Source organism: Butyrivibrio sp. LC3010, assembly GCF_000424385.1.
Classification (GTDB): Bacteria; Bacillota; Clostridia; order Lachnospirales; family Lachnospiraceae; genus Butyrivibrio.
The window spans coordinates 17,342-37,027 of record NZ_KE384179.1 but is presented as its reverse complement, the minus strand read 5'-3'; the positions used below and the strand labels follow the sequence as shown (position 1 = coordinate 37,027).

General features: G+C 40.2%; 18 protein-coding genes. 16 read left to right on the top strand and 2 right to left on the bottom strand.

What is annotated here, in order from left to right; genetic code table 11:
* Window positions 1-9 precede the first annotated feature (9 nt).
* The 5 genes from G622_RS24980 (at window position 10) to G622_RS23965 (ending at window position 4,210) form a co-directional block, all read left to right on the top strand.
* Complete coding sequence (locus G622_RS24980; protein ID WP_049945985.1) at window positions 10-1,281, top strand: GDSL-type esterase/lipase family protein; 1,272 nt, start codon at window positions 10-12, stop codon at window positions 1,279-1,281.
* 11 nt (window positions 1,282-1,292) lie between these two features.
* Complete coding sequence (locus G622_RS0119985) at window positions 1,293-1,535, top strand: hypothetical protein (protein ID WP_026512113.1); 243 nt, start codon at window positions 1,293-1,295, stop codon at window positions 1,533-1,535.
* 91 nt (window positions 1,536-1,626) lie between these two features.
* On the top strand, window positions 1,627-2,001 hold the full coding sequence (locus G622_RS0119980; RefSeq protein WP_026512112.1) for a RidA family protein: 375 nt from the start codon (window positions 1,627-1,629) through the stop codon (window positions 1,999-2,001).
* Between the two features lie 16 nt (window positions 2,002-2,017).
* The gene (locus G622_RS0119975) at window positions 2,018-3,082 is read left to right on the top strand and encodes a tetratricopeptide repeat protein (RefSeq protein WP_026512111.1); all 1,065 of its coding nucleotides are present in this window, start codon (window positions 2,018-2,020) and stop codon (window positions 3,080-3,082) included.
* Between the two features lie 6 nt (window positions 3,083-3,088).
* Entirely contained in the window at window positions 3,089-4,210 is a 1,122-nt protein-coding gene (locus G622_RS23965) for a D-alanyl-D-alanine carboxypeptidase family protein (RefSeq protein WP_049945984.1), read from the top strand.
* 73 nt (window positions 4,211-4,283) lie between these two features.
* Here G622_RS23965 and G622_RS0119965 read toward each other — a convergent pair whose 3' ends face one another.
* Window positions 4,284-4,721: a PH domain-containing protein gene (locus G622_RS0119965; protein WP_026512110.1), complete on the bottom strand. Its 438-nt coding sequence runs from the start codon at window positions 4,719-4,721 to the stop codon at window positions 4,284-4,286.
* A gap of 379 nt (window positions 4,722-5,100) precedes the next feature.
* Between G622_RS0119965 and G622_RS0119960 the strand changes: the two genes are divergently transcribed.
* From G622_RS0119960 to G622_RS0119915, 10 genes are all read left to right on the top strand, one after another.
* Window positions 5,101-6,762: a sensor domain-containing phosphodiesterase gene (locus G622_RS0119960; protein ID WP_026512109.1), complete on the top strand. Its 1,662-nt coding sequence runs from the start codon at window positions 5,101-5,103 to the stop codon at window positions 6,760-6,762.
* A gap of 127 nt (window positions 6,763-6,889) precedes the next feature.
* Window positions 6,890-7,612 carry a hypothetical protein gene (locus G622_RS0119955; RefSeq protein WP_026512108.1) on the top strand — a complete coding sequence of 241 codons (723 nt, stop codon included), beginning with the start codon at window positions 6,890-6,892 and terminating at the stop codon, window positions 7,610-7,612.
* Window positions 7,613-7,640: 28 nt separating this feature from the next.
* Window positions 7,641-8,147: a hypothetical protein gene (locus G622_RS0119950; protein ID WP_155831573.1), complete on the top strand. Its 507-nt coding sequence runs from the start codon at window positions 7,641-7,643 to the stop codon at window positions 8,145-8,147.
* An 18-nt stretch (window positions 8,148-8,165) separates the two neighbouring features.
* Complete coding sequence (locus G622_RS0119945; RefSeq protein WP_026512106.1) at window positions 8,166-8,453, top strand: hypothetical protein; 288 nt, start codon at window positions 8,166-8,168, stop codon at window positions 8,451-8,453.
* Window positions 8,446-9,810, top strand: a complete 1,365-nt coding sequence (locus tag G622_RS0119940) for an MATE family efflux transporter (RefSeq protein WP_026512105.1) — start codon at window positions 8,446-8,448, stop codon at window positions 9,808-9,810. The genes G622_RS0119945 and G622_RS0119940 overlap by 8 nt, the downstream gene beginning before the upstream one ends.
* Window positions 9,811-10,232: 422 nt before the next feature.
* Window positions 10,233-10,907 (top strand): polyphosphate polymerase domain-containing protein, encoded by a 675-nt coding sequence (locus G622_RS0119935; RefSeq protein WP_026512104.1) that lies wholly within the window; start codon window positions 10,233-10,235, stop codon window positions 10,905-10,907.
* Between the two features lie 40 nt (window positions 10,908-10,947).
* A complete protein-coding gene (locus G622_RS0119930) occupies window positions 10,948-11,619 on the top strand; it encodes a DUF4956 domain-containing protein (RefSeq protein WP_026512103.1) in 672 nt (223 codons plus the stop codon).
* 99 nt (window positions 11,620-11,718) lie between these two features.
* On the top strand, window positions 11,719-13,563 hold the full coding sequence (locus G622_RS23960; RefSeq protein ID WP_049945983.1) for a CotH kinase family protein: 1,845 nt from the start codon (window positions 11,719-11,721) through the stop codon (window positions 13,561-13,563).
* Between the two features lie 271 nt (window positions 13,564-13,834).
* Window positions 13,835-15,991, top strand: a complete 2,157-nt coding sequence (locus G622_RS0119920; RefSeq protein WP_026512102.1) for an ATP-dependent helicase — start codon at window positions 13,835-13,837, stop codon at window positions 15,989-15,991.
* Window positions 15,992-16,124: 133 nt separating this feature from the next.
* Window positions 16,125-17,060, top strand: coding sequence for a histidine phosphatase family protein (locus G622_RS0119915; RefSeq protein ID WP_026512101.1), 936 nt, complete (start codon window positions 16,125-16,127; stop codon window positions 17,058-17,060).
* A gap of 50 nt (window positions 17,061-17,110) precedes the next feature.
* Here the strand turns inward: G622_RS0119915 and G622_RS0119910 are convergent, their stop codons facing one another.
* Window positions 17,111-17,827 (bottom strand): hypothetical protein, encoded by a 717-nt coding sequence (locus G622_RS0119910; protein ID WP_026512100.1) that lies wholly within the window; start codon window positions 17,825-17,827, stop codon window positions 17,111-17,113.
* A 310-nt stretch (window positions 17,828-18,137) separates the two neighbouring features.
* Here G622_RS0119910 and G622_RS0119905 point away from each other — a divergent pair, with 310 nt between their 5' ends.
* Window positions 18,138-19,640, top strand: coding sequence for an alanine/glycine:cation symporter family protein (locus tag G622_RS0119905; RefSeq protein ID WP_026512099.1), 1,503 nt, complete (start codon window positions 18,138-18,140; stop codon window positions 19,638-19,640).
* The last annotated feature ends 46 nt before the right edge of the window (window positions 19,641-19,686 follow it).

Below are 19,686 nucleotides of genomic sequence, written 5' to 3'. Positions count from 1 at the left end.
AGGCAGCGTATGAAAATCTTTTTTCAGCATATTCTGTCCATGGGAATAATGGTGATAGCCCTGCTGTTCACCGTAGATTCTGCTTTTGGACAGGGACGCGTGTATGAGGAAACTGAATATAGCTTAGAGAATCCTCCACTATTGGCTTCATCTTTGCAGACAATAGCGGATGGAGAGGCACCGTATCTTTTCAGAATCATCGGTGAAAAGATTTTTTCAGATAAGTTAAATACTCCGGATAATGCGTCTGATAATCAATCAGAGAATAATAATCCCGGAAGTGAAGTGACTTCAGGAGATGCAGCAATATCTGAAGGTGGTAATGCTGAAGGTGTAGAGGTGTCATCAGGAAATGCTGAAGAGATTACCGGAGGAAACGGTATCGGGATTACTGCAGGAAATGCCGGCGAAGGAAGCATGATTTCAGATGGTAATGCAGATATTACAGAGAATGGTGAAGCTACCGGTGGTAATGCAGAACAGGGCATTTCTGAAGAAGCAGTACAAAACGAACAGACAACCGGAGATGCGGTAGAAGCTATTGAAGAAAATGTTCCTGACAATTACGTTCTTAGCAGCGTAACAGATGATTATTTTGATGATGCACTTTTTATTGGTGATTCCAGAACAGTCGGATTATCAGAGTATTGTCCGGAACTGAACGGCAGGGCTACATTTTATTCAAAGGTTTCTCTTACAATCTATGGATTGGATGATAAAGAATTTGTTTCTGTTCCGATCGTTCCCGAGGAGGGAATGGATATACCTGAAGATCAGCTGCCAAGAGAAAAAGTAACCGTATTTGAAGCACTTTCAAGAAAACAGTTTGCGAAAATCTATATCATGCTGGGACTTAATGAGCTTGGAAGCGGAACCGGCAGCAGCTTTACAGAAGCATATTCCAATGTAATAAATCAGATAAGAGAGCTTCAGCCGGATGCTATAATCATAATTCAGGGTATCATGCATGTGACACATTCAAAGAGCAGTAAGGACCGTGTGTTCAAGAATTCCACCATTAATGAAAGGAATGAAATGCTGAAAGCCCTTGCAGACGGTGAGCATGTTTTCTATGTGGATATGAACGAAGCTACTGATGATGCCAATGGTGGGCTTACGCAAGATCTTTCATTTGATAATGTACATTTAAAGGCAAAATCTTATGCATTATGGTATGATTATTTGAAAAACCATGCTTATGTCAGAGAGAGTCAGGTGGAACAGTATAAGCCTGTAGCCGAAGCTCAGGAAGAAGCAGCTCCTGAGGAAAAATCAGAGTGAGGAGTTTTAATATGGTCAGAGAGATGGTTTTTAAAATGGAGCGTCCGGGATTATTAAAAGAAGGTGACGAAATAACCGTTACTGAGGGCGAGCTTCCGAGTAATGTTTATTACACGATAGACCCTTCTCTTGCGATGTCAGCCAATTTTCCGTTCAGAGAGAGGATGAAAGAGCGCAAGGGAGTTGTATTAAAGGTTGAAGAGAACGACAGAGGCTTTTATGTCACTGCTGCGTTTGATTCTGATAAACAATGACATGTTTTCAGGGGAATTTTGATCTCCACATAATTTATTGATTGCAAAAAAAATATATTAAAGTTTTACCGGTTCAAAGGAGGATGAAAAAATGAAGTATGTATCAACAGACAAAGCACCTGCAGCAATAGGTCCTTATTCACAGGCAATAAAGGCTGGGGATTTCCTTTATGCCTCAGGACAGATTCCGATAAATCCGGCTAACGGAAATATAGAGGGAAATGATATTTCTGAGCAGGCAGATCTGGTTTGTCGCAACATTGGGGAGATTTTAAAGGCAGCTGAAACAGATTTTGATCATGTCGTAAAGACAACCTGTTTCCTTGCTGAAATGTCAGATTTTGCTGCATTTAATGCGGTTTATGAGAAGTATTTTACAAGTAAACCTGCCAGAAGCTGTGTTGCAGTGAAGAAGCTTCCCAAGGATGTTCTTTGTGAGGTTGAGATTGTAGCATATCTGAAATAAGCGAGGATTTGACAAAATGGCTGTATTTGAAAAGAAACCAGCCGTGTTGATGGTAATGCTTGGTGCGCTGCTTTTGGGCAGTGGTTGTGGAAGTATTTCAGGGCATAATAATGTTGATCTTGGACTTGCACATTTAAAAAGCTATGAGTATGAGGAGGCTGCCGCGTGCTTTGATGCCGCAGAGGCAGCGGGGGAAAATGCCAGTTTACTATATAGGTCCAAAGGATTACTGAACAAGGATCTTGGAGAGTATGATGTTGCAATAGAGAACTTTTTAAAATCTCTGGCAGCTACCAGCGGAATCCCCGGGGATATGGATTTTGACACCAATTACTATCTGGCTGACACTTATATGAAGCTGGGAAAATATGATGAGGCTATTAATGTATATGATGCCATTCTGGCTCTCAGAAAAAGGGACAAGGATGCCTATTACATGAGAGGCCTGGCAAAGCTTAGTATCTCTGACAGTGAAGGAGCAATAAACGATTTTAATAAATCCATGTCACTGTCTCCCAGGAATTATGATCTGAGAATTATGATATACAAAGCCTTGTCTGCAAATGGTTTTGAGGAGGATGGAAGGAGTATTCTCGAAGCATGTCTCAATAATTCTGATCCTAATATGACCAATTACGAGAAGGGACAGATTTCATATTATTTAGGGAATAATGCAGATGCACAGAGTTATCTGGAACTTGCAAGAAGTGAGAGAGACACTAAGAAGGCCCCTGTAGTATTACTGCTTGGACTGACCGGCGAAAAGCAGGGTGATTATAATTATGCTGTTAGTGTTTACAAGACTTTTCTTGCGGAAGAACCTGATCATCCCGACATATACAATCAGCTCGGACTATGTCAGATCAGCACCGGCGACTATGAGGGTGCAGTTAATTCTTTTGAGGCAGGGCTCGCTCTGGGAAGCAGTGAATATGACAGAGCACTACTTATGAATGAGATTACGGCGTATGAATATGCCGGTAATTTCGCTCAGGCAAAAACTTTAATGGAAAAATACAGGAAGGCGTATCCTAATGACACGGATGCGGAGAGAGAGGAAATTTTCCTTTCAACAAGGTAATTTATATTGGGGAAAAATCGTTACAGAAATCTGGATAATAATTATTATGTCAGGCGCAGGCCTGGAAAGAATAAGATAAAAACTCTGGTTATACTTGGAGTTATAGCTGCACTTGTCATTGCAACAATAGTGGCAGTGGTTTTGTTAGTACTTAATAAGAATAAGGCAGATGATGCTGCTGCCGATTTAGCAACAATACAGGAATCAATTCCTGAGGAGGAGATGCCGGTTCAGGAACCTGAACCAGAGGTGGAGCCGGAGCCTGAACCCGAGGTAGAGGTCAGGCAGCTTTCTCCTGAAGTAGCAAGCTTTGCTGAAGGATATACTGTTCAGGAGACAGCTTCTACAACAGATATAGTAAGCGAAGATGTGATCAGTGAAAATGCAGTGCTGATAGATGTGGATAAAGCTGAGATCATCGCAAAAAAAGCTGCAGATGTCAGAATATCTCCGGCATCCATGACAAAGATACTGACTGTGCTTGTGGCTGCAGAGAATGTTGAAAATCTTGATGACACATTTACTATTACAAGGGATATAACTGATTACTCATTTTCAAATGAATGCAGTATTGTAGGTTTTGAAGTCGGAGAAGTCGTTACTGTCAGGGATTTGATGTATGGAACCATACTTCCCTCGGGAGCGGATGCAGCTATAGCCTTGGCAACATATGTAGCAGGTTCTCATGAAGCTTTCGTGGAAATGATGAATCAGAAGCTTGATGAACTTGGACTTTCAGGATCGGCGCATTTCACAAACTGTGTAGGAATATATGATGAAAATCATTATTGTACGCTTACAGATATGGCAATGATTCTAAAGGCAGCAGTTGAAAATGACCTGGCAAGAGAAGTTCTTTCAGCTCATACCTATACAACAAGTCCTACCGAGCAGCATCCCGAAGGAATGATCATTTCAAACTGGTTCCTCAGAAGGATAGAGGATAAGGACACTCATGGTACAGTTATGTGTGCAAAGACCGGATTTGTAAATCAGTCAGGCTGTTGTGCTGCAAGCTATTCTGTATCAAATAGCGGAAATCACTATATTTGCGTATCTGCCAATGCATGGAGCTCCTGGCGTTGCATTTATGATCAGGTTGCTATCTATGAGACATATCTAAATTAAAAAAGAGCACTAAGTGCTCTGCTCAAATAAAAACACACGTCGCAAGGATATACTTTGCGGCGTGTGTTTTTTGTCAGGTTATATCATCAAGGTTACCATCACCATCAGTGTCAAAACCAATGTTTTGCATATTTACTGTACGACGGCGAAGGCGGGCACGTTCAGATTCCTGATTTATGAAGTCTTTGATCTCGCGGCCGTGCTTAATGTTCTTCATTATTATGGTCTTATCTGTTACATCAGAAGTAAAGAGTGTGATTGTGGAGAGCCCTGCCAGCCTCTGGAAAAATGTTCTTGAGAGCTCCACATCTGTTATCTTGTACATGAAGCAGTCATCTTCTTTGATACTAAGAAAGCCGGATGTGATCGTAAGCTCATTCTCATATATTTCGTAGTGTTTGAATGGCCACGGAATTCCAAAGAAGATAAGCCTTCCGTATTCCTTGTACTGAAGATTCCCCTTTGCCAGAATGGATGCTTCATTTTGTGCCGGATTAGATACTTTTGCCATTTGATATTTACCCCATTTCATAAAGATTTACTAGCAATTGCACATGAGTTATAATTTGAGCATGTATTATAATATCTATATTTTAGCATATTACAGTTTTGTTGTGGGATTTCTAATTTGGAGCTGGTTAACGTTAGCGCACACCCTTTGAGTGCTTACGTTATCCATATCTGACCGGACTGAGTCCGTTTATAGGAGGAACCATCATGACGAAGTCATGATTTGGAATGGTTCCGACGACTTGGCAGGATTACGAAGTAATCGTGCCGATACACAACGAGGAGGAACCATCATGACGAAGTCATGATTCGGAATGGTTCCGACCGATAGGGCAGGATTACGAAGTAATCGTGCCGATACACACAGAGGAGGAGCAATAATGATCGAGCACCGGGCGGCATATGAAAATATCAGTAAAATCTATGATACGTTTGCCGTAACATCTAAAAGCAGATATGTTTACGTGTATGACATTGAAAACAACATTGCCAAGTGGTCTGAGAATGCAGTCAATTATTTCGGACTGCCTGGGGAGTTTGTCTATAAAGCAGATCAGGTCTGGGAGATGCATGTACACCCGGAGGACAGGGCTAATTATAGAGAGCATCTTAGAGTTGCTTTTGATGGAAACAGAGTAAATCCAAGCTTTGAATACCGTGCCAGAAATAAGAGCGGTGAATATGTTGCCTGCTCCTGCAGAGGCGTGGTTATAAAGGATTATTCGGGAAAAGCGGCTTTTTATGCGTGTTCTCTTATTAATAAAGGTATCGTGGATAACACTGATCCGATCACAGGCCTTTCCAATCACTATGAAATGTACAATTACATGAGCAGACTGGAGAATGAACAGAAAAAGTATATTCTTCTTCTGGTAAATGTGATTGATTTTGGCGATATAAACAGACTTTACGGATACATGTTTGGTAACAGGATGCTTAAGGAAATGGCACAGTGGCTGCAAAATGAAGCCGGTGAGATGGGGCATGTATACCGCGGAGAGGGAACTATCCTCGGATTATGTACTGTTTCAATGGATCTTGAGAAGGTAAAAAGCCTTTATCAGAGAATGAGAATGCATGTCCGTCAGAATATTCAGATTGGACAGAACAAGGTGTCAGCTGAACTTGGCGGCGGTGTGATAGTAGTGGACGAAACCGGAATAGATGTACATGCAGTTTACACCAGTGCCAAATACGCTCTGGCTCATTCCAAGACTGAAAAGCATGGAAACCTTATAATTTTTCATAATAATGAGCTTGAGTACAATAAGAGCACAATAGAGCTGGTGGGAGCTGTCCGTGAAAGCGTTATTGATCACTGCAAGGGCTTTTATTTAAATTATCAGCCCATCATCAATAAAAATGATGGGAAACTTGCAGGTGCAGAGGTGCTTCTTCGATGGAAAAGAGAACCCTATGGGGATGTTTCTCCCAGTGAATTTGTTCCATGGCTTGAGCAGGACAGTACATTTTATAAGCTTGGGAACTGGATTCTGGATAAGGCAATGAAGGACGGATTGGAGATACTTAAGGACCATCCGAATTTTTATCTCAGTATCAATCTGGCATATGTTCAGTTGGAGCGAAGTGAATTCAGAACTACCATAATGGAGCTTCTTAGAAGAAACAGATTTCCGGGGACTGCTCTGTGCATAGAACTATCAAATGTCTCAAGAGATACTAATTTTGATTATCTGAAAAGCCAGGTGATTTTCCTAAAGTCCTGTGGAATCCGGATTGCTCTGGATGTGACGGATTTTTCAACGCTTGATCTTGCGACCAGACTGCCGATAAATATCATCAAGCTTGGACCAGAAATCACAGAAAATATCGGTAAAAACCCGCTTAGCAGGTATATGACGGAAGCTATTACCGGTTTTGCTGCCAACATGAATATGAATATATGTGCAACCGGTGTTGGAACTGCCGATACAGAGCACAGACTTTTCAAGTATCCGGTTGACTATTATCAGGGCTACTATTATGCAAGGCCTGTTATGCTGTCTGAGTTCAGAAAACTTGGACTATACAAAGATAAGTAAGTCAGTGCAACTATTAAGAAAAAATGATTTTATAATTAATATTTTATTAAACACGGTTATAAACAATAAAAAGAAGTTATAATTATAGTGAGTTATTGCATTTGAAAGGTGGAAACAAATGTAAATCATGTTTACTTACATAAAGCCGGAGTTTTTGATACATGCTTTTTGCAAGCAGCGGGATGAGCTTCTTAAAAACCGCAGTATTTGTGTTGCCCGATTAGGCAATTTGTCTGTATCAATGACTCGTATTAATGATGATTCATTCTCGCTTTCACTTGAGGATGTACAGAACGGAACGCAGTATTCCGGAAGGGCTTTTAATATAAAGAGATCCAAAGAAGAAGACATTATCCCTATGGTTGAGGACCTCTTTAAGAAAATGCAGACCATCTATGATCAGGAAAGATTCAACAAGCGCGAGCACGTCTGGAAAATGTATGCGTTGGACTGGCTCGAAAGTCACGGAATATCTTTTGATGATTACATAGATAGCAGAATGTCACATCTGCCAAATGATGGGGGATTGCATTGGAAAAGCCTTGAGGATTACATATCCAGTGATTATATGAATCTCTCGGCGACGATGAGGATTATTGCTAAATATTCCGATTCAGAAGAGGAAAAGAAGGAGTACACGGATTTTGTAGCGAGGGATATAGTCGAACTAAGACAACATTACTCACTTGCTGCAATGCAGGAGAAATTCGATAAGCATGACGAGATTTTACAGAATAGAAAAGCGTTTTCGTTTAGTATAGAAGTCGAGGCAGATAGCAGGGATGAAGCAAGGGAAAAATTGAAGAAAATTATCGGAGATAATTCAGACGGGGTGATTATCAGAGGATAATTCTATTGTCACGAAAAGGGGAAATAATATGAGGAGAGTAGTTAATAGAATCTTAACGGCGATCATGGCATTTGCTATGATCATATCACTTTCGGCTTATCCGGCGAAGGCTGCCATAACTACTACTAATAGCAACAATACAGCTATAAAAGCCAATCAGATTGATATAACTGTGGGACAGGATGAGGAAGGTAACGTAACCGTAACCTATGGCAGATATACTTTCATAAGAAAATATAACGGCTGGTACATACCTGCAGCTTACATTTATAACGGAAGCGAGCTTGCTAACTTTTTGGATAAGGCTGTAAGAAGAACAAGAAGAACAAGTGTAAGATGCGACGGATTCTTATTTATCAAGGTTTCAGGAGGATGGTACAGGCATGAACTCCATGTAAATGACGGCAGAACGCTTGCTACACTATTTAATAAAGCAGCCGGAATTAAGAGTACCTACGATCCGAACAATTTGAATTCGGAGGACGCTACAAAGTCTAAAGAAAATAATACAACAAGAAACAGTAATGGGAATTAACTAAGTGTTGAATTATACATGTACTTTGTAGTACATTATTACATGCTGGAAAAAGAATGTCTTTTGGCATTCTTTTTCTTTTTGAGTATAACACTTAGCGAAGCTCTTCATGAGCATAGCGTGAGTCAGGCGGGTTCACTTAGCGAAGCTTTTAATGAGCATAGTGTGAGTCAGGCAGGTTCACTTAGCGAAGCTCTTCATGAGCATAGTCTGAGCCAAGTGGGTTCACTTAGCGAGGCTTTTTATGGACTTAGTGGAGTTTGCAAGAACAGCGATTTAATTATGAAAGAGGTAACATATGTCTAATTTAGGCGAAAACAGGATGGGAGTTCTTCCTATTAAGAAACTTATAATTTCCATGTCACTTCCAATGATGGCTTCAATGATGGTTCAGGCACTTTATAATGTTGTGGACAGTATATTTGTTGCGCAGATTGATGAAGCGGCACTTACAGCAGTTACACTTGCTTTTCCATTGCAGAACCTTATGATATCTCTGGGTGCAGGTACCGGAGTCGGTATGAATGCATTACTTTCAAGGTCACTTGGGGAGAAGAACTTTGAAAGATCTGACCAGGCTGCCAATACCGCACTTTTACTGACGCTTATAAACTATGCAATATTTTTGCTCGTAGGTCTGTTTGTTGCTAAACCGTTCATTATGTCACAGACTCAGGATGAGAAAATCATCGCATATTCAGTTTCATATCTTAGAATCATCTGCTGCTGTTCACTCGGAGTTTTTTGCCAGATGACCTTTGAGAGAATGCTACAGTCAACAGGACGTACCTTATATAGCATGTTTTCTCAGATGGCAGGTGCAATAATAAATATCATAATGGATCCTATTCTGATATTTGGACTCTTTGGACTTCCCAAAATGGGAGTAACCGGTGCAGCTCTTGCGACAGTTTTCGGACAGATAGTTGGTTCCTGCATCGGATTTTACTGCAATATGGCTCTGAATCCTGATGTCAGAATCAAACTATCGCTAATATTCCATCCTGTAGCAGATGTTGTTAAAGAGATTTATTACGTGGGCGTGCCTTCCATACTAATGATGTCGATAGGCTCGGTAATGACCTATGCCATGAATCTTATTCTTATAACCTTTTCAACTACTGCTACGGCGGTATTTGGTGTTTACTTTAAGCTCCAGAGCTTTTTCTTCATGCCGGTGTTTGGATTAAATAATGGTCTTATCCCTGTACTTGCATTTAATTTTGGTGCTAAGAAGAAAAAGAGAATAAGAGAAGCACTCAAGTTTTCAATGGCTCTTGCGGCAACCGTAATGATTATCGGAACATTGACTTTTCAATTGCTGCCTGACAAGCTTTTAAGTCTGTTTAATGCATCTCCTGATATGATAGAACTAGGAAAACCTGCGCTTAGGATTATTAGTCTGAGCTTTCCAATAGCCAGCATATGTATTGTAATGGGATCAGTTTTTCAGGCATTTTCAGAGAGCATCTATTCACTTGTTGTATCAGTAGGCCGCCAGCTGGTGGTACTTATACCGGTGGCGTGGCTTCTTGCCAGAAGCGGAAATGTTGATGCAGTATGGTGGGCATTCCCTATTGCCGAGATAGCGTCCCTTGCAATGTCGGTACTGTTCTTTAATAAAGTTTATGGTAGAAAAGTCAGAACACTTCCTGAGGGGTGAGCTGATTCTGAATATTTTAAAATGCGAGAGTTTAGAAAAACAAAACAATTCGCATCATCAGTAAGGGGCAAAATTCACTTTTGCCTCTTATTTCATATTATTTATGAATTCTCTTTCAATTGTTATTGGAAGAGACTTTTTTATGATATAGGAAATTTCTCCGAAATTCCTATATCATAAAAAGCGCTCCGCTATGGATGCGCACTCGCGCGATAGGAATATGTTGCCTTCAGCAACCGCGCTCGGCGCGAGAATGTCGCAAGCGACATTCTTTATTGTATTACAGGAAATACCATTGGATTTCTTTAAGGATGAAAACACTACGCTAAGAGTATTTAAGGTTCGATTTAGGTTCAGATAATATAATCACTTTCGTTGATACAGCACGGCTATTAAGGTGCTGACATTGAAAGGAGTGAATCGTGCAGTTTAGACATGAATTAAAACATGAAATCACAACGCAGGATATGATCACCATACGGCAAAGGTTACGGGCGGTTGCAACTCCGGATGCTCATGCAATTGATGGGAAATATCTGATAAGAAGTCTGTATTTTGATACGCCTGAGGATAAGGCACTTATTGAAAAGCAGGCAGGTGTCAGTCGAAGACAGAAATTCAGAATCAGATACTATAACGGGGACAAAAGCGTGATCCATCTTGAGAAGAAAAGTAAAACCGCGGGTCTTGGCACGAAAGTATCTGCAAACCTTACAAAAGAACAGGCAGATAGTATTGTCAGTGGGAACATTTTATGGATGAAAGATCAGGATAATGAGCTTATAAGAGAGCTTTACTCAAAAATGATTTCTGAAAGATTAAGACCAAAAACAATTGTTGACTACACCCGTGAACCATTTATCTTCGTCCCGGGAAATGTGAGAGTGACACTTGATTATGATATCCGGACGGGCCTTGATAATACTGATTTTCTGGATATGGATTGCGTGACAGTACCGGCGGCTTTTGGCATTTGCATCATGGAAGTTAAGTGGGACAATTTTTTACCTGATATTATTCGGGATGCGGTGCAGCTGAAAAATACAAGGACAGAGTCGTTTTCAAAGTATGAAGCCTGCAGGCAACCAATAATTTGATAATTTATAACAAATATTCAATTCAAAAGGAGATAAAGAAATGACTTTTAAAGATATATTTAAATCAAGCTTTTTAGAGAATGTAAGCAGTATAAGTATCTTAGATATGGTTTTGGCACTTACACTGGCGTTTGCTATAGGAATGTTCATTTTTCTTGTTTATAAAAAGACCTATCAGGGAGTTATGTATTCCTCAAGCTTTGGGGTGACACTGGTAGCGCTTTGCATGATCACAACGCTGGTTATTCTGGCAGTTACAAGTAACGTAGTTCTTTCACTTGGTATGGTCGGTGCTCTTTCTATTGTTCGTTTCAGAGCAGCGATAAAGGAGCCTTTGGACATTGCATTTTTATTCTGGTCAATAGCAGTTGGAATAGTTTTGGCAGCAGGGCTGATACCACTGGCAGTTTTTGGAAGTGTAATAATAGGAATCATTCTTCTTATTTTTGTGAATAAAAAAGCTTATCTTGCTCCATATATTGTAGTAGTTAGCTGCACTGGTCATGATGCAGAGGTTAAGGTCTCTGAATACTTAAAGTCCAGAGTGCAGAAATTCGTCGTAAAGAGTAAGAGTGCACAAAAAGGAAATCTTGAACTTAATATTGAGGTGAGATTAAAGGAAGATAACACCGATTTTGTAAATGAAGTAGCCGATATGGATGGTGTAAACAGTGCAGTTCTTGTAAGCTACAACGGAGAATACATGGGTTAAGCTGGTGGAAATACACTGGTACAAAACCAATTTTGAAAACATCGGACAGGTCTCAGGAATCCGCTAAGCGGAATTCGCTTGGGCTTAAGAGGAAAACATATGTCGAGTAGTAAAAACATAAATAGGATATGCGTTATCATAACTGTCATCGCCGTTCTGGTTACTGTACTTTTCATGAATGGAAGAGCATTTGGAATCACAGCAGATGATTCTGTATCCTTTGGATATGAGAATAAAATCTTTGATGACAGTTATGTTCATACAATAGATATTGAAATAGATGATTTTGACAGTTTTTTAGAGAATGCTCTGTCTGAGGAATATACCAATGCTGATGTGACAATCGATGGTGAAACAATTAAAAATGTAGGTCTTCGCTGTAAAGGAAACACCTCACTTACGACGGTATCCCAGCTTGATAGCGACAGATATAGCTTTAAAATTGAATTCGACTGCTATGAGTCCACAGGAAACTATTATGGCTTGGATAAACTTTGCTTAAACAACCTGATTCAGGACTACACCATGATGAAAGATTACATAACCTATAAGCTTATGTATGAATTTGGTGTGAGTTCCCCACTTGTTAGCTATTGTTATATAACGGTAAACGGAGAGGAATGGGGATTATACCTTGCAGTTGAAGCTGTTGAGGATTCTTTCCTTGAGCGGAATTATGGAACAAGTTACGGAGAACTCTATAAGCCGGACACAATGTCAATGGGTGGCGGCCGTGGAAACGGTGGCGATTTTGACATGAAAAATGTGGATTTCGACAAGCTTGGAATGGAAAATCCGTTTAAAGAAAATTCTGAGGAGAAAGCAGGCGAAAACAATGATGGTACCGAAAAGAATACCTCAGATAACAGCGAAAGGAATACATCAGGCGAAAACAATGATGGTACCGAAAAGAATACCTCAGATAACAGCGAAAGGAATACATCAGGCGAAAACAATGATGGTACCGAAAAGAATACCTCAGATAACAGCGAAAGGAATACATCAGATGAAGGCAAAAAATCCAGCGGTGACTTTAGTGAGGGAATGCCAGGTGGTCCCGGAGAAATGCAAGGTGGACCAGGTGGAGACAAATCCGGTGGACCAGGTGGAGGTCCCGGCGGCGGAATGGGAAGCGATGACTCCAAGATAAAATACATAGATGATGATACAGACAGTTACTCGGCAATTTTTGACAGCGCCAAGACGGATATCACAAAGTCCGATAAAAAGCGACTTGTCAATTCAATCAAATCATTAAGTGAAGGCATCGCCAATTCTGACACAGAAGCCATCGAAAGTGCAGTAGATACTGATGCTCTTATGCGATATATGGTGGTACACAATTTTGTAGTAAATGGTGACAGCTACACCGGCAGCATGATACATAATTTCTATCTTTATGAGGAAGATGGTCTTATGACCTTTATCCCATGGGATTATAATCTTGCCTTTGGAACTTTTAATGGAAATGATGCAACAAGTATAGTCAATGATCCAATCGATACACCTTTGTCTATATCTGAAGATGATACTGACAGACCTATGTTTTCGTGGATTACATCTACTGATGAATATACTTCAAAATACCATGAATATTTTCAGTCATTTATTGAGCAGTTCTATACAAGTGGATATCTGAATGAGCTCATAAACAGTACCTATGAAATGATCTCAGAGTATGTGGACCGTGACCCAACAAAGTTCTGTACAACTGAAGAATTTGAAAAAGCTGTTCAGTCATTAAATGAGTTTGTGCCGCTAAGATGTGAGAGTATTATAGGACAGCTTGATGGCACAATACCATCAACGGATTCAGGACAGGAGGCTGATTCATCAAGCCTTGTAGATGCTTCTACCATAACAATTTCTGACATGGGCGTTATGGCAAACGGCGGGGGAGGTGGTGATGATCATTTCCATTCGCGAAGGGACAGTGAACATTAGAATTGGTAATCGCGTAAGCAGGCCGTTTATATTGCTCTGATTACGACAGCTTTATGGTGAAAAAAACCTGAAGCTGTCGTTTTTATTTTATTAGGATGTTTCTTTTGTATACTGGAAGTTGGGTTACATTAAGTAGGAAAAGTTAGTTCATATTGTAATAAGAACGCTTGTTTGGTACAATGAAGAGCAAAGAAAAGTTTGGTCTGAGTAAAAGTACTTAGTGAAGTTCAAATCATTAAGCTAATTCAATTTGCAGTGTAAAAGAGGTATTATGCAGGAGATTTTGGAAGGGTTAAATAAAGCGCAGCTGGAGGCGGTCACCACTACAGAAGGTTATGTGCGCGTCATAGCGGGAGCAGGAAGCGGTAAGACAAGAGCTTTATCTCACCGATTTGCTTATCTTGTTAATGGTCTGGGGATAATGCCGGGCCATATCCTGTGTGTAACTTTTACCAATAAATCAGCCAACGAGATGAGGCAGCGAATCCATAGACTTACAGGTGACAATGATACAGGATATATCAATACTTTCCACGGTTTTTGTGTATCCGTTCTTCAGGAGGATTCTCATGCGGTTTCTTATCCTAAGAACTTTCTGGTGCTGGATAATTCAGATATAGATGACATGCTCAAAATCATTTATGAGGAGAGAGGGCTGTCTCTTCGTGACATGACTTTTAGTAAGGCACGAGACATGTTTGAAATCAGGAAGATTTTTTCAGAACCCGAGTATTATCTTGATATGATTACGATGTCCCTTGATACTCTTAAGGAAAAATATGATAAGGCAACAGATGTACAGGACATATTGTTTTATGGATATCTATATCAGGAGAAAAAGTGCTTTGGGCTTGATTATAATGATCTGATCAAATTCAGTCTCTATATTTTCAGCCAGAATGAGGACATTAAGCTCAAGTGGCAAAAGAGGCTTGAATACATAATGATAGACGAGTTTCAGGATATTGACAGCCTTCAGTATGAGCTAATGGAAGTGCTTGCAGGTTATCACAAGAATCTTTTCATAGTGGGAGATCCTGATCAGACCATCTATACCTGGAGAGGTGCTAACGTCAAATACCTCCTGGACTTTGATAAGAATTTTCCTGATGTAAAGACCATAATGATGAATGACAACTATCGTTCTACACCTCAGATTTTGAGGGCTGTCAATTCATTGATAGATACAAATAAGCAGAGGATAAAAAAGGAACTCTCGGCGACACTCCCTGACGGAGAGAGTGTTTTGTGTCACCTTGCGCCAAATACTGCAGATGAAGCGGACTGGATAACAGGAGAGATACTTGCTTTAAAGGGATTGGGGATTCCTTACCGTGATATCACGATTCTTTACAGGGCGCATTATGTAACCAGGACTATTGAAGAGGGACTTTTAAAGGAAAAGATTCCATACACCATTTATTCGGGTGTGCAGTTCTTTGGAAGGATGGAGATAAAGGACGCGCTCTGTTACTTGCGAATGATTGTGTACCGTGATGACATTTCATTTAGAAGGATTGCAAATGTTCCTAAGAGAAATCTTGGAAAAAGGCGTATGAGCTTTCTGGAGCAGTATGCTGCTGACAATTCCTGCAGTTTGTATAAAGCACTAAATGACAATCTTGATCATGAGATAATGAAGGGAACCAAGGCTAAGAAATTCATTGATCTGATCGACAGATTTTCAGAAAGCTATGAGGGGCTTCCTGTTTCCGAGGTTCTATCAAAGATTCTGAACGAGAGCGGATACGAGGAGATGCTAAGGACCGAGGGTGCTCAGGAGCGGCTTGATAATCTTGCAGAATTGAAGCAGTCTGTATTTGAGTATGAGACCACCTGTGGAGAAGAGGTGGGACTTGAAGATTACCTTAGGCATATCGCACTTTTTACAAATGCGGATTCAGATGCAGGAAATGATGATAAGATAAGACTCATGACAGTTCATGCAGCGAAAGGACTGGAGTTTCCATATGTGTTTTTGTGCGGCATGAATGAGGGAATATTCCCTTCAAGAAAAATTCATACCCTTGAGGGAATGGAAGAGGAGAGAAGGCTTGCTTTTGTTGCAATGACCAGAGCTAAAAAGCGACTTTTTATAACTGAAGCAGGTGGCATGAACTTTGAGGGAATACCGAGATATCCTTCGCGATTTATTTTGGATATAGATCAAAATCTTTTGGAATTTACGGAAAAACCGGATGAATCGATGATGAGTGCCGTAAGAAAATATATTGATAATGATTCAAGACATTTAAAGGGAGCTGAAAAGCTAAATCTTCTTGAGCCCGGACAGCGCATAAGGCATGCCATTCTGGGAGAGGGAACAATCCTTGAGATCAATGCGGCAGATAATTGTTATCTGGTACAGTTTGACGAGATGGAAACGCCAAGACAGATAGCATTTAAAATAAAATTGGAGAAGCTTTGAGCTTAGGCAAAATGAAGGCCATTATATATTGTCTTGAGCTTAGGCAAAATGAAGGCCATTACATATTGTCTTGAGCTTAGACAAAATGAAAATCATTATATTGTTTTGAGCAATTTTTAAGGAAAGTAATACAGTGAAATTATATATACTTCGTCATGGAACAACTGAATGGAATAACAGGCATTTAATACAGGGGCAGACAGATATTCCTCTGGATGATTTTGGAAGGCTTATGGCTAAAGCGACCGGAGAAGGACTTAGGAAAAAGGGAATTACTTTTGACAAGGTCTATTCCAGTCCGCTTAAGCGCTCTGTGGAGACTGCAAGGATCGTGCTTGGGCAGCAGGGAGATATTACCGACGATGATTATAATAGGGACAGAATAATTTATAGTCAGAAAGAAAATATTACAGATGAAGATAGGCAAAGTATAGCTGAGGATAGCCCTCAAATTGAAATAATTACCGATGACCGCTTAAAAGAACTGAGCTTTGGCTTTATGGATGGCGGAAAAGTGGAGGAGATGACCGCAGACGATAACTCCCCATTTAGATTCTTTAAAACTGCTCCCGATAAATATGAGGAAGCAGTCCTGAGCTGGAGAAGGGATAATCTGCCATCTGTTATTCAGAACAATTCTGAATCGCCTGAGCTTTTAAGCGAGCTTTGCGAGAGGGCAAAGGAATTCCTGACTACTGTAATTGAGCCGATGGTATTTGAAAATTATAGCGAGACTGAAGGGAATTTGGACGAATATCTGAATCAAGAGGTGAACCAAAATCTGAAGCGAGATTTGAATCGAAATTTGAATCAAGATATGAATCAGGCTTTGAACCAGGATACTTCAGTTCTCATCAGTGTACATGGGGCATTGAGTAAGGCACTGCTGATGCACATTCGTGGAGAAAGGAACCTCGCGGAGTTTTGGGGAGAAGGCCTTTTACCAAATTGCGGAATCGCGATAGTAACTTTGCAAATTAAAAACGGCAAACCGGATTATCATATAGATAATCCCGCTGCCGTTTTCTATGATGAAAGCATTAAAGCAAAAGCGCCGAAGCTTTTATGAGTATCTAGAAGAACACAGCTCTTTAAAGCAGAGATTTTAACGAGTTTGGTTTACTTATATCCCATCTTCGCAAGTGCGTAATCAGCCTGTTCGTCACTAAAGCGCAACATTTTATTGGTGAGGGCTGATTTTAATTCATCCTTTGTATAACCATCATAAATATCAAGATAGAGCTGAGCTGCTTCTGCGCATTCATGATTCCAGTCAACCAGATCGTGTGCCTCAAGATATTCAATTGCTACCTGTGCTTCATCCTGTGTATATTCAGGATCAGCGGTTGCTGCAAGCTGGCACATAAGCTCATACTTAGAATAGAAGGTTGTTCCTAAAAAGAATTTTGCATCATCTATTGCCTGCCACTCATGGTCAGTTAACTGGTCATCAGAAACGTAGTGAGCATCACTGTCAAATTCTGGTCCCAGATGTTCTACTTCTTCTCTGCCAGTATCTTTTGCTGTATCAGTATTGTCACTTGATTCATCAGTCTTGATTTCTGAAATTATTGCTGTTTCATTCGCTCTTTTTACCCTTACATTATGAAGAATTCTTGCAAACATAAATGCGCTTGTTCCGATGATAAATGCAAGTGCTACGAGAATAAAAGTGAGTGCATTTGACGCGATACTTTTTGCCTCCATGCTCTTGTCAATAGCCGATGCATTTGGAATGTTGGTACCACAAACTTCACATTTAATAATCTGTTGATTTTTATCTGCGTAGACTGCCGCATGACATTTTGGACATTTTCCCCATAATATTTTTCCCATATTTTCTCCTCCATCAATGGTAGAATCCATTTTTTCTATCCGGGACAATTATAACATTGAAGGAAGAAGATAATATATACAAACATCTTCGGGATAAATACCTTTAATTGTAGATTTTGTCAGATTATTTGAATCGTGTTGCTCACGTAAACTCTTTTTCGCTTTACAAATGTATTGCGTTAAAGTGTAAAATTTGATATATTATGAAAAAGAACAAAGATGTTCCATGAAAGTGGAGCATCTTTATTCATACCCAAAGGAAATTACGTCAAATTTTCTACGACATTCAGTGCTTTATTTAGGAGGAGATATGCAAAACTTTTTATCAATTGTGGAAAACGTCAATAACGCTGTGAACGGTTTCGTGTGGGGATTACCCATGCTGATACTGCTGGTTGGATGCGGTATTCTGATGACTTGTCTGACAAGATTTTTTCAGATATCACATTTCAAACACTGGATTAAAAGCACCGTGGGCGGAATCTTCAAGGATGATCATGTAACTGCTCACACAGGCAAAGAGGATACCCAGATTTCACAGTTCCAGAGTCTCTGTACGGCACTCGCAGCTACTATAGGAACAGGAAATATTGCCGGTGTTGCAGCAGCCATTGCAGCAGGCGGTCCCGGAGCTATTTTCTGGATGTGGGTGGTTGCATTCTTTGGTATGATGACTAACTTTTCAGAGAATGTCCTTGGTATCTACTACAGAAGAAGAAACGAGAAAAATGAGTGGTGCGGCGGTGCTATGTACTATCTTAAGGATGGACTTGGTGCTAAAAAAGGATGCCGTCAGGTAGGCAGTGTTCTGGCAGTTCTTTTCAGCGTATTTTGCGTATTTGCTTCATTTGGTATAGGAAATATGGGACAGATTAATTCCATAGCAGTTAACATGAATTCTGTTTTTGGAATCCCCAGCCTCGTTACCGGTGTGATACTTATGATGCTTGCAGGTCTTGTAATTGTTGGAGGATTAAAGAGAATTGCAGCTGTAACTGAGAAGCTTGTTCCTTTCATGGCAGTAATATATGTACTTGGAGCGCTTATTGTTTGTGCGACAAATATCGGACAGTTCGGTGCAGTTTTTGTTTCAATATTCAAAGGAGCTTTCGGAGCTCGTGCAGTTGGCGGCGGTATTGTCGGAAGCGGCGTTGCCATGGCAGTTCAGTGGGGTATGAAAAGAGGTGTATTCTCCAACGAAGCCGGACTTGGTTCCTCAGTTATGGTTCACTCAAGTTCTAATGTAAGAGAGCCCGTAATCCAGGGTATGTGGGGAATCTTCGAGGTTTTTGCAGATACAATGATTGTTTGTACTATTACAGCGTTCACAATTTTATCAAGCGGTCTTGTTGATCTTAATACAGGAAAAGTTGTATCAGACCAGGTTTCAACAGCACTTGTGGCTGAGGCTTTTTCATCAGTATTTGGCAGATTCGGAGCAGGCTTTATTGCTGTTGCTATTTTGTGTTTTGCATTCTCAACCGTACTTGGATGGAGCCAGTATGGAAGTAAGGGCTTTGAATATCTCTTTGGCACAAAGAGCGTAAAGTTCTACCAGATCATATTTGTTGCTTTCGTTGTAGTTGGTGCTACCATGGATCTGACTCTTGCATGGGATCTTTCAGATACTTTCAACGGAATGATGGCAATCCCGAACCTTATCGGTGTCATCACATTGAGCGGAACAGTTATGAAAATTACACACAACTATGTTGAGAGAAAACTACTTGGAAAAGATATAAAGCCTATGCTTTCCGCTCATGATGAAATTCAGGAGATTCATGAAAGGGAAGTTCAGGAAAAGATATCTTAAGCTTAAATTCTTAGCTGCATCGACTACTGATGATAACGAAGCAGGT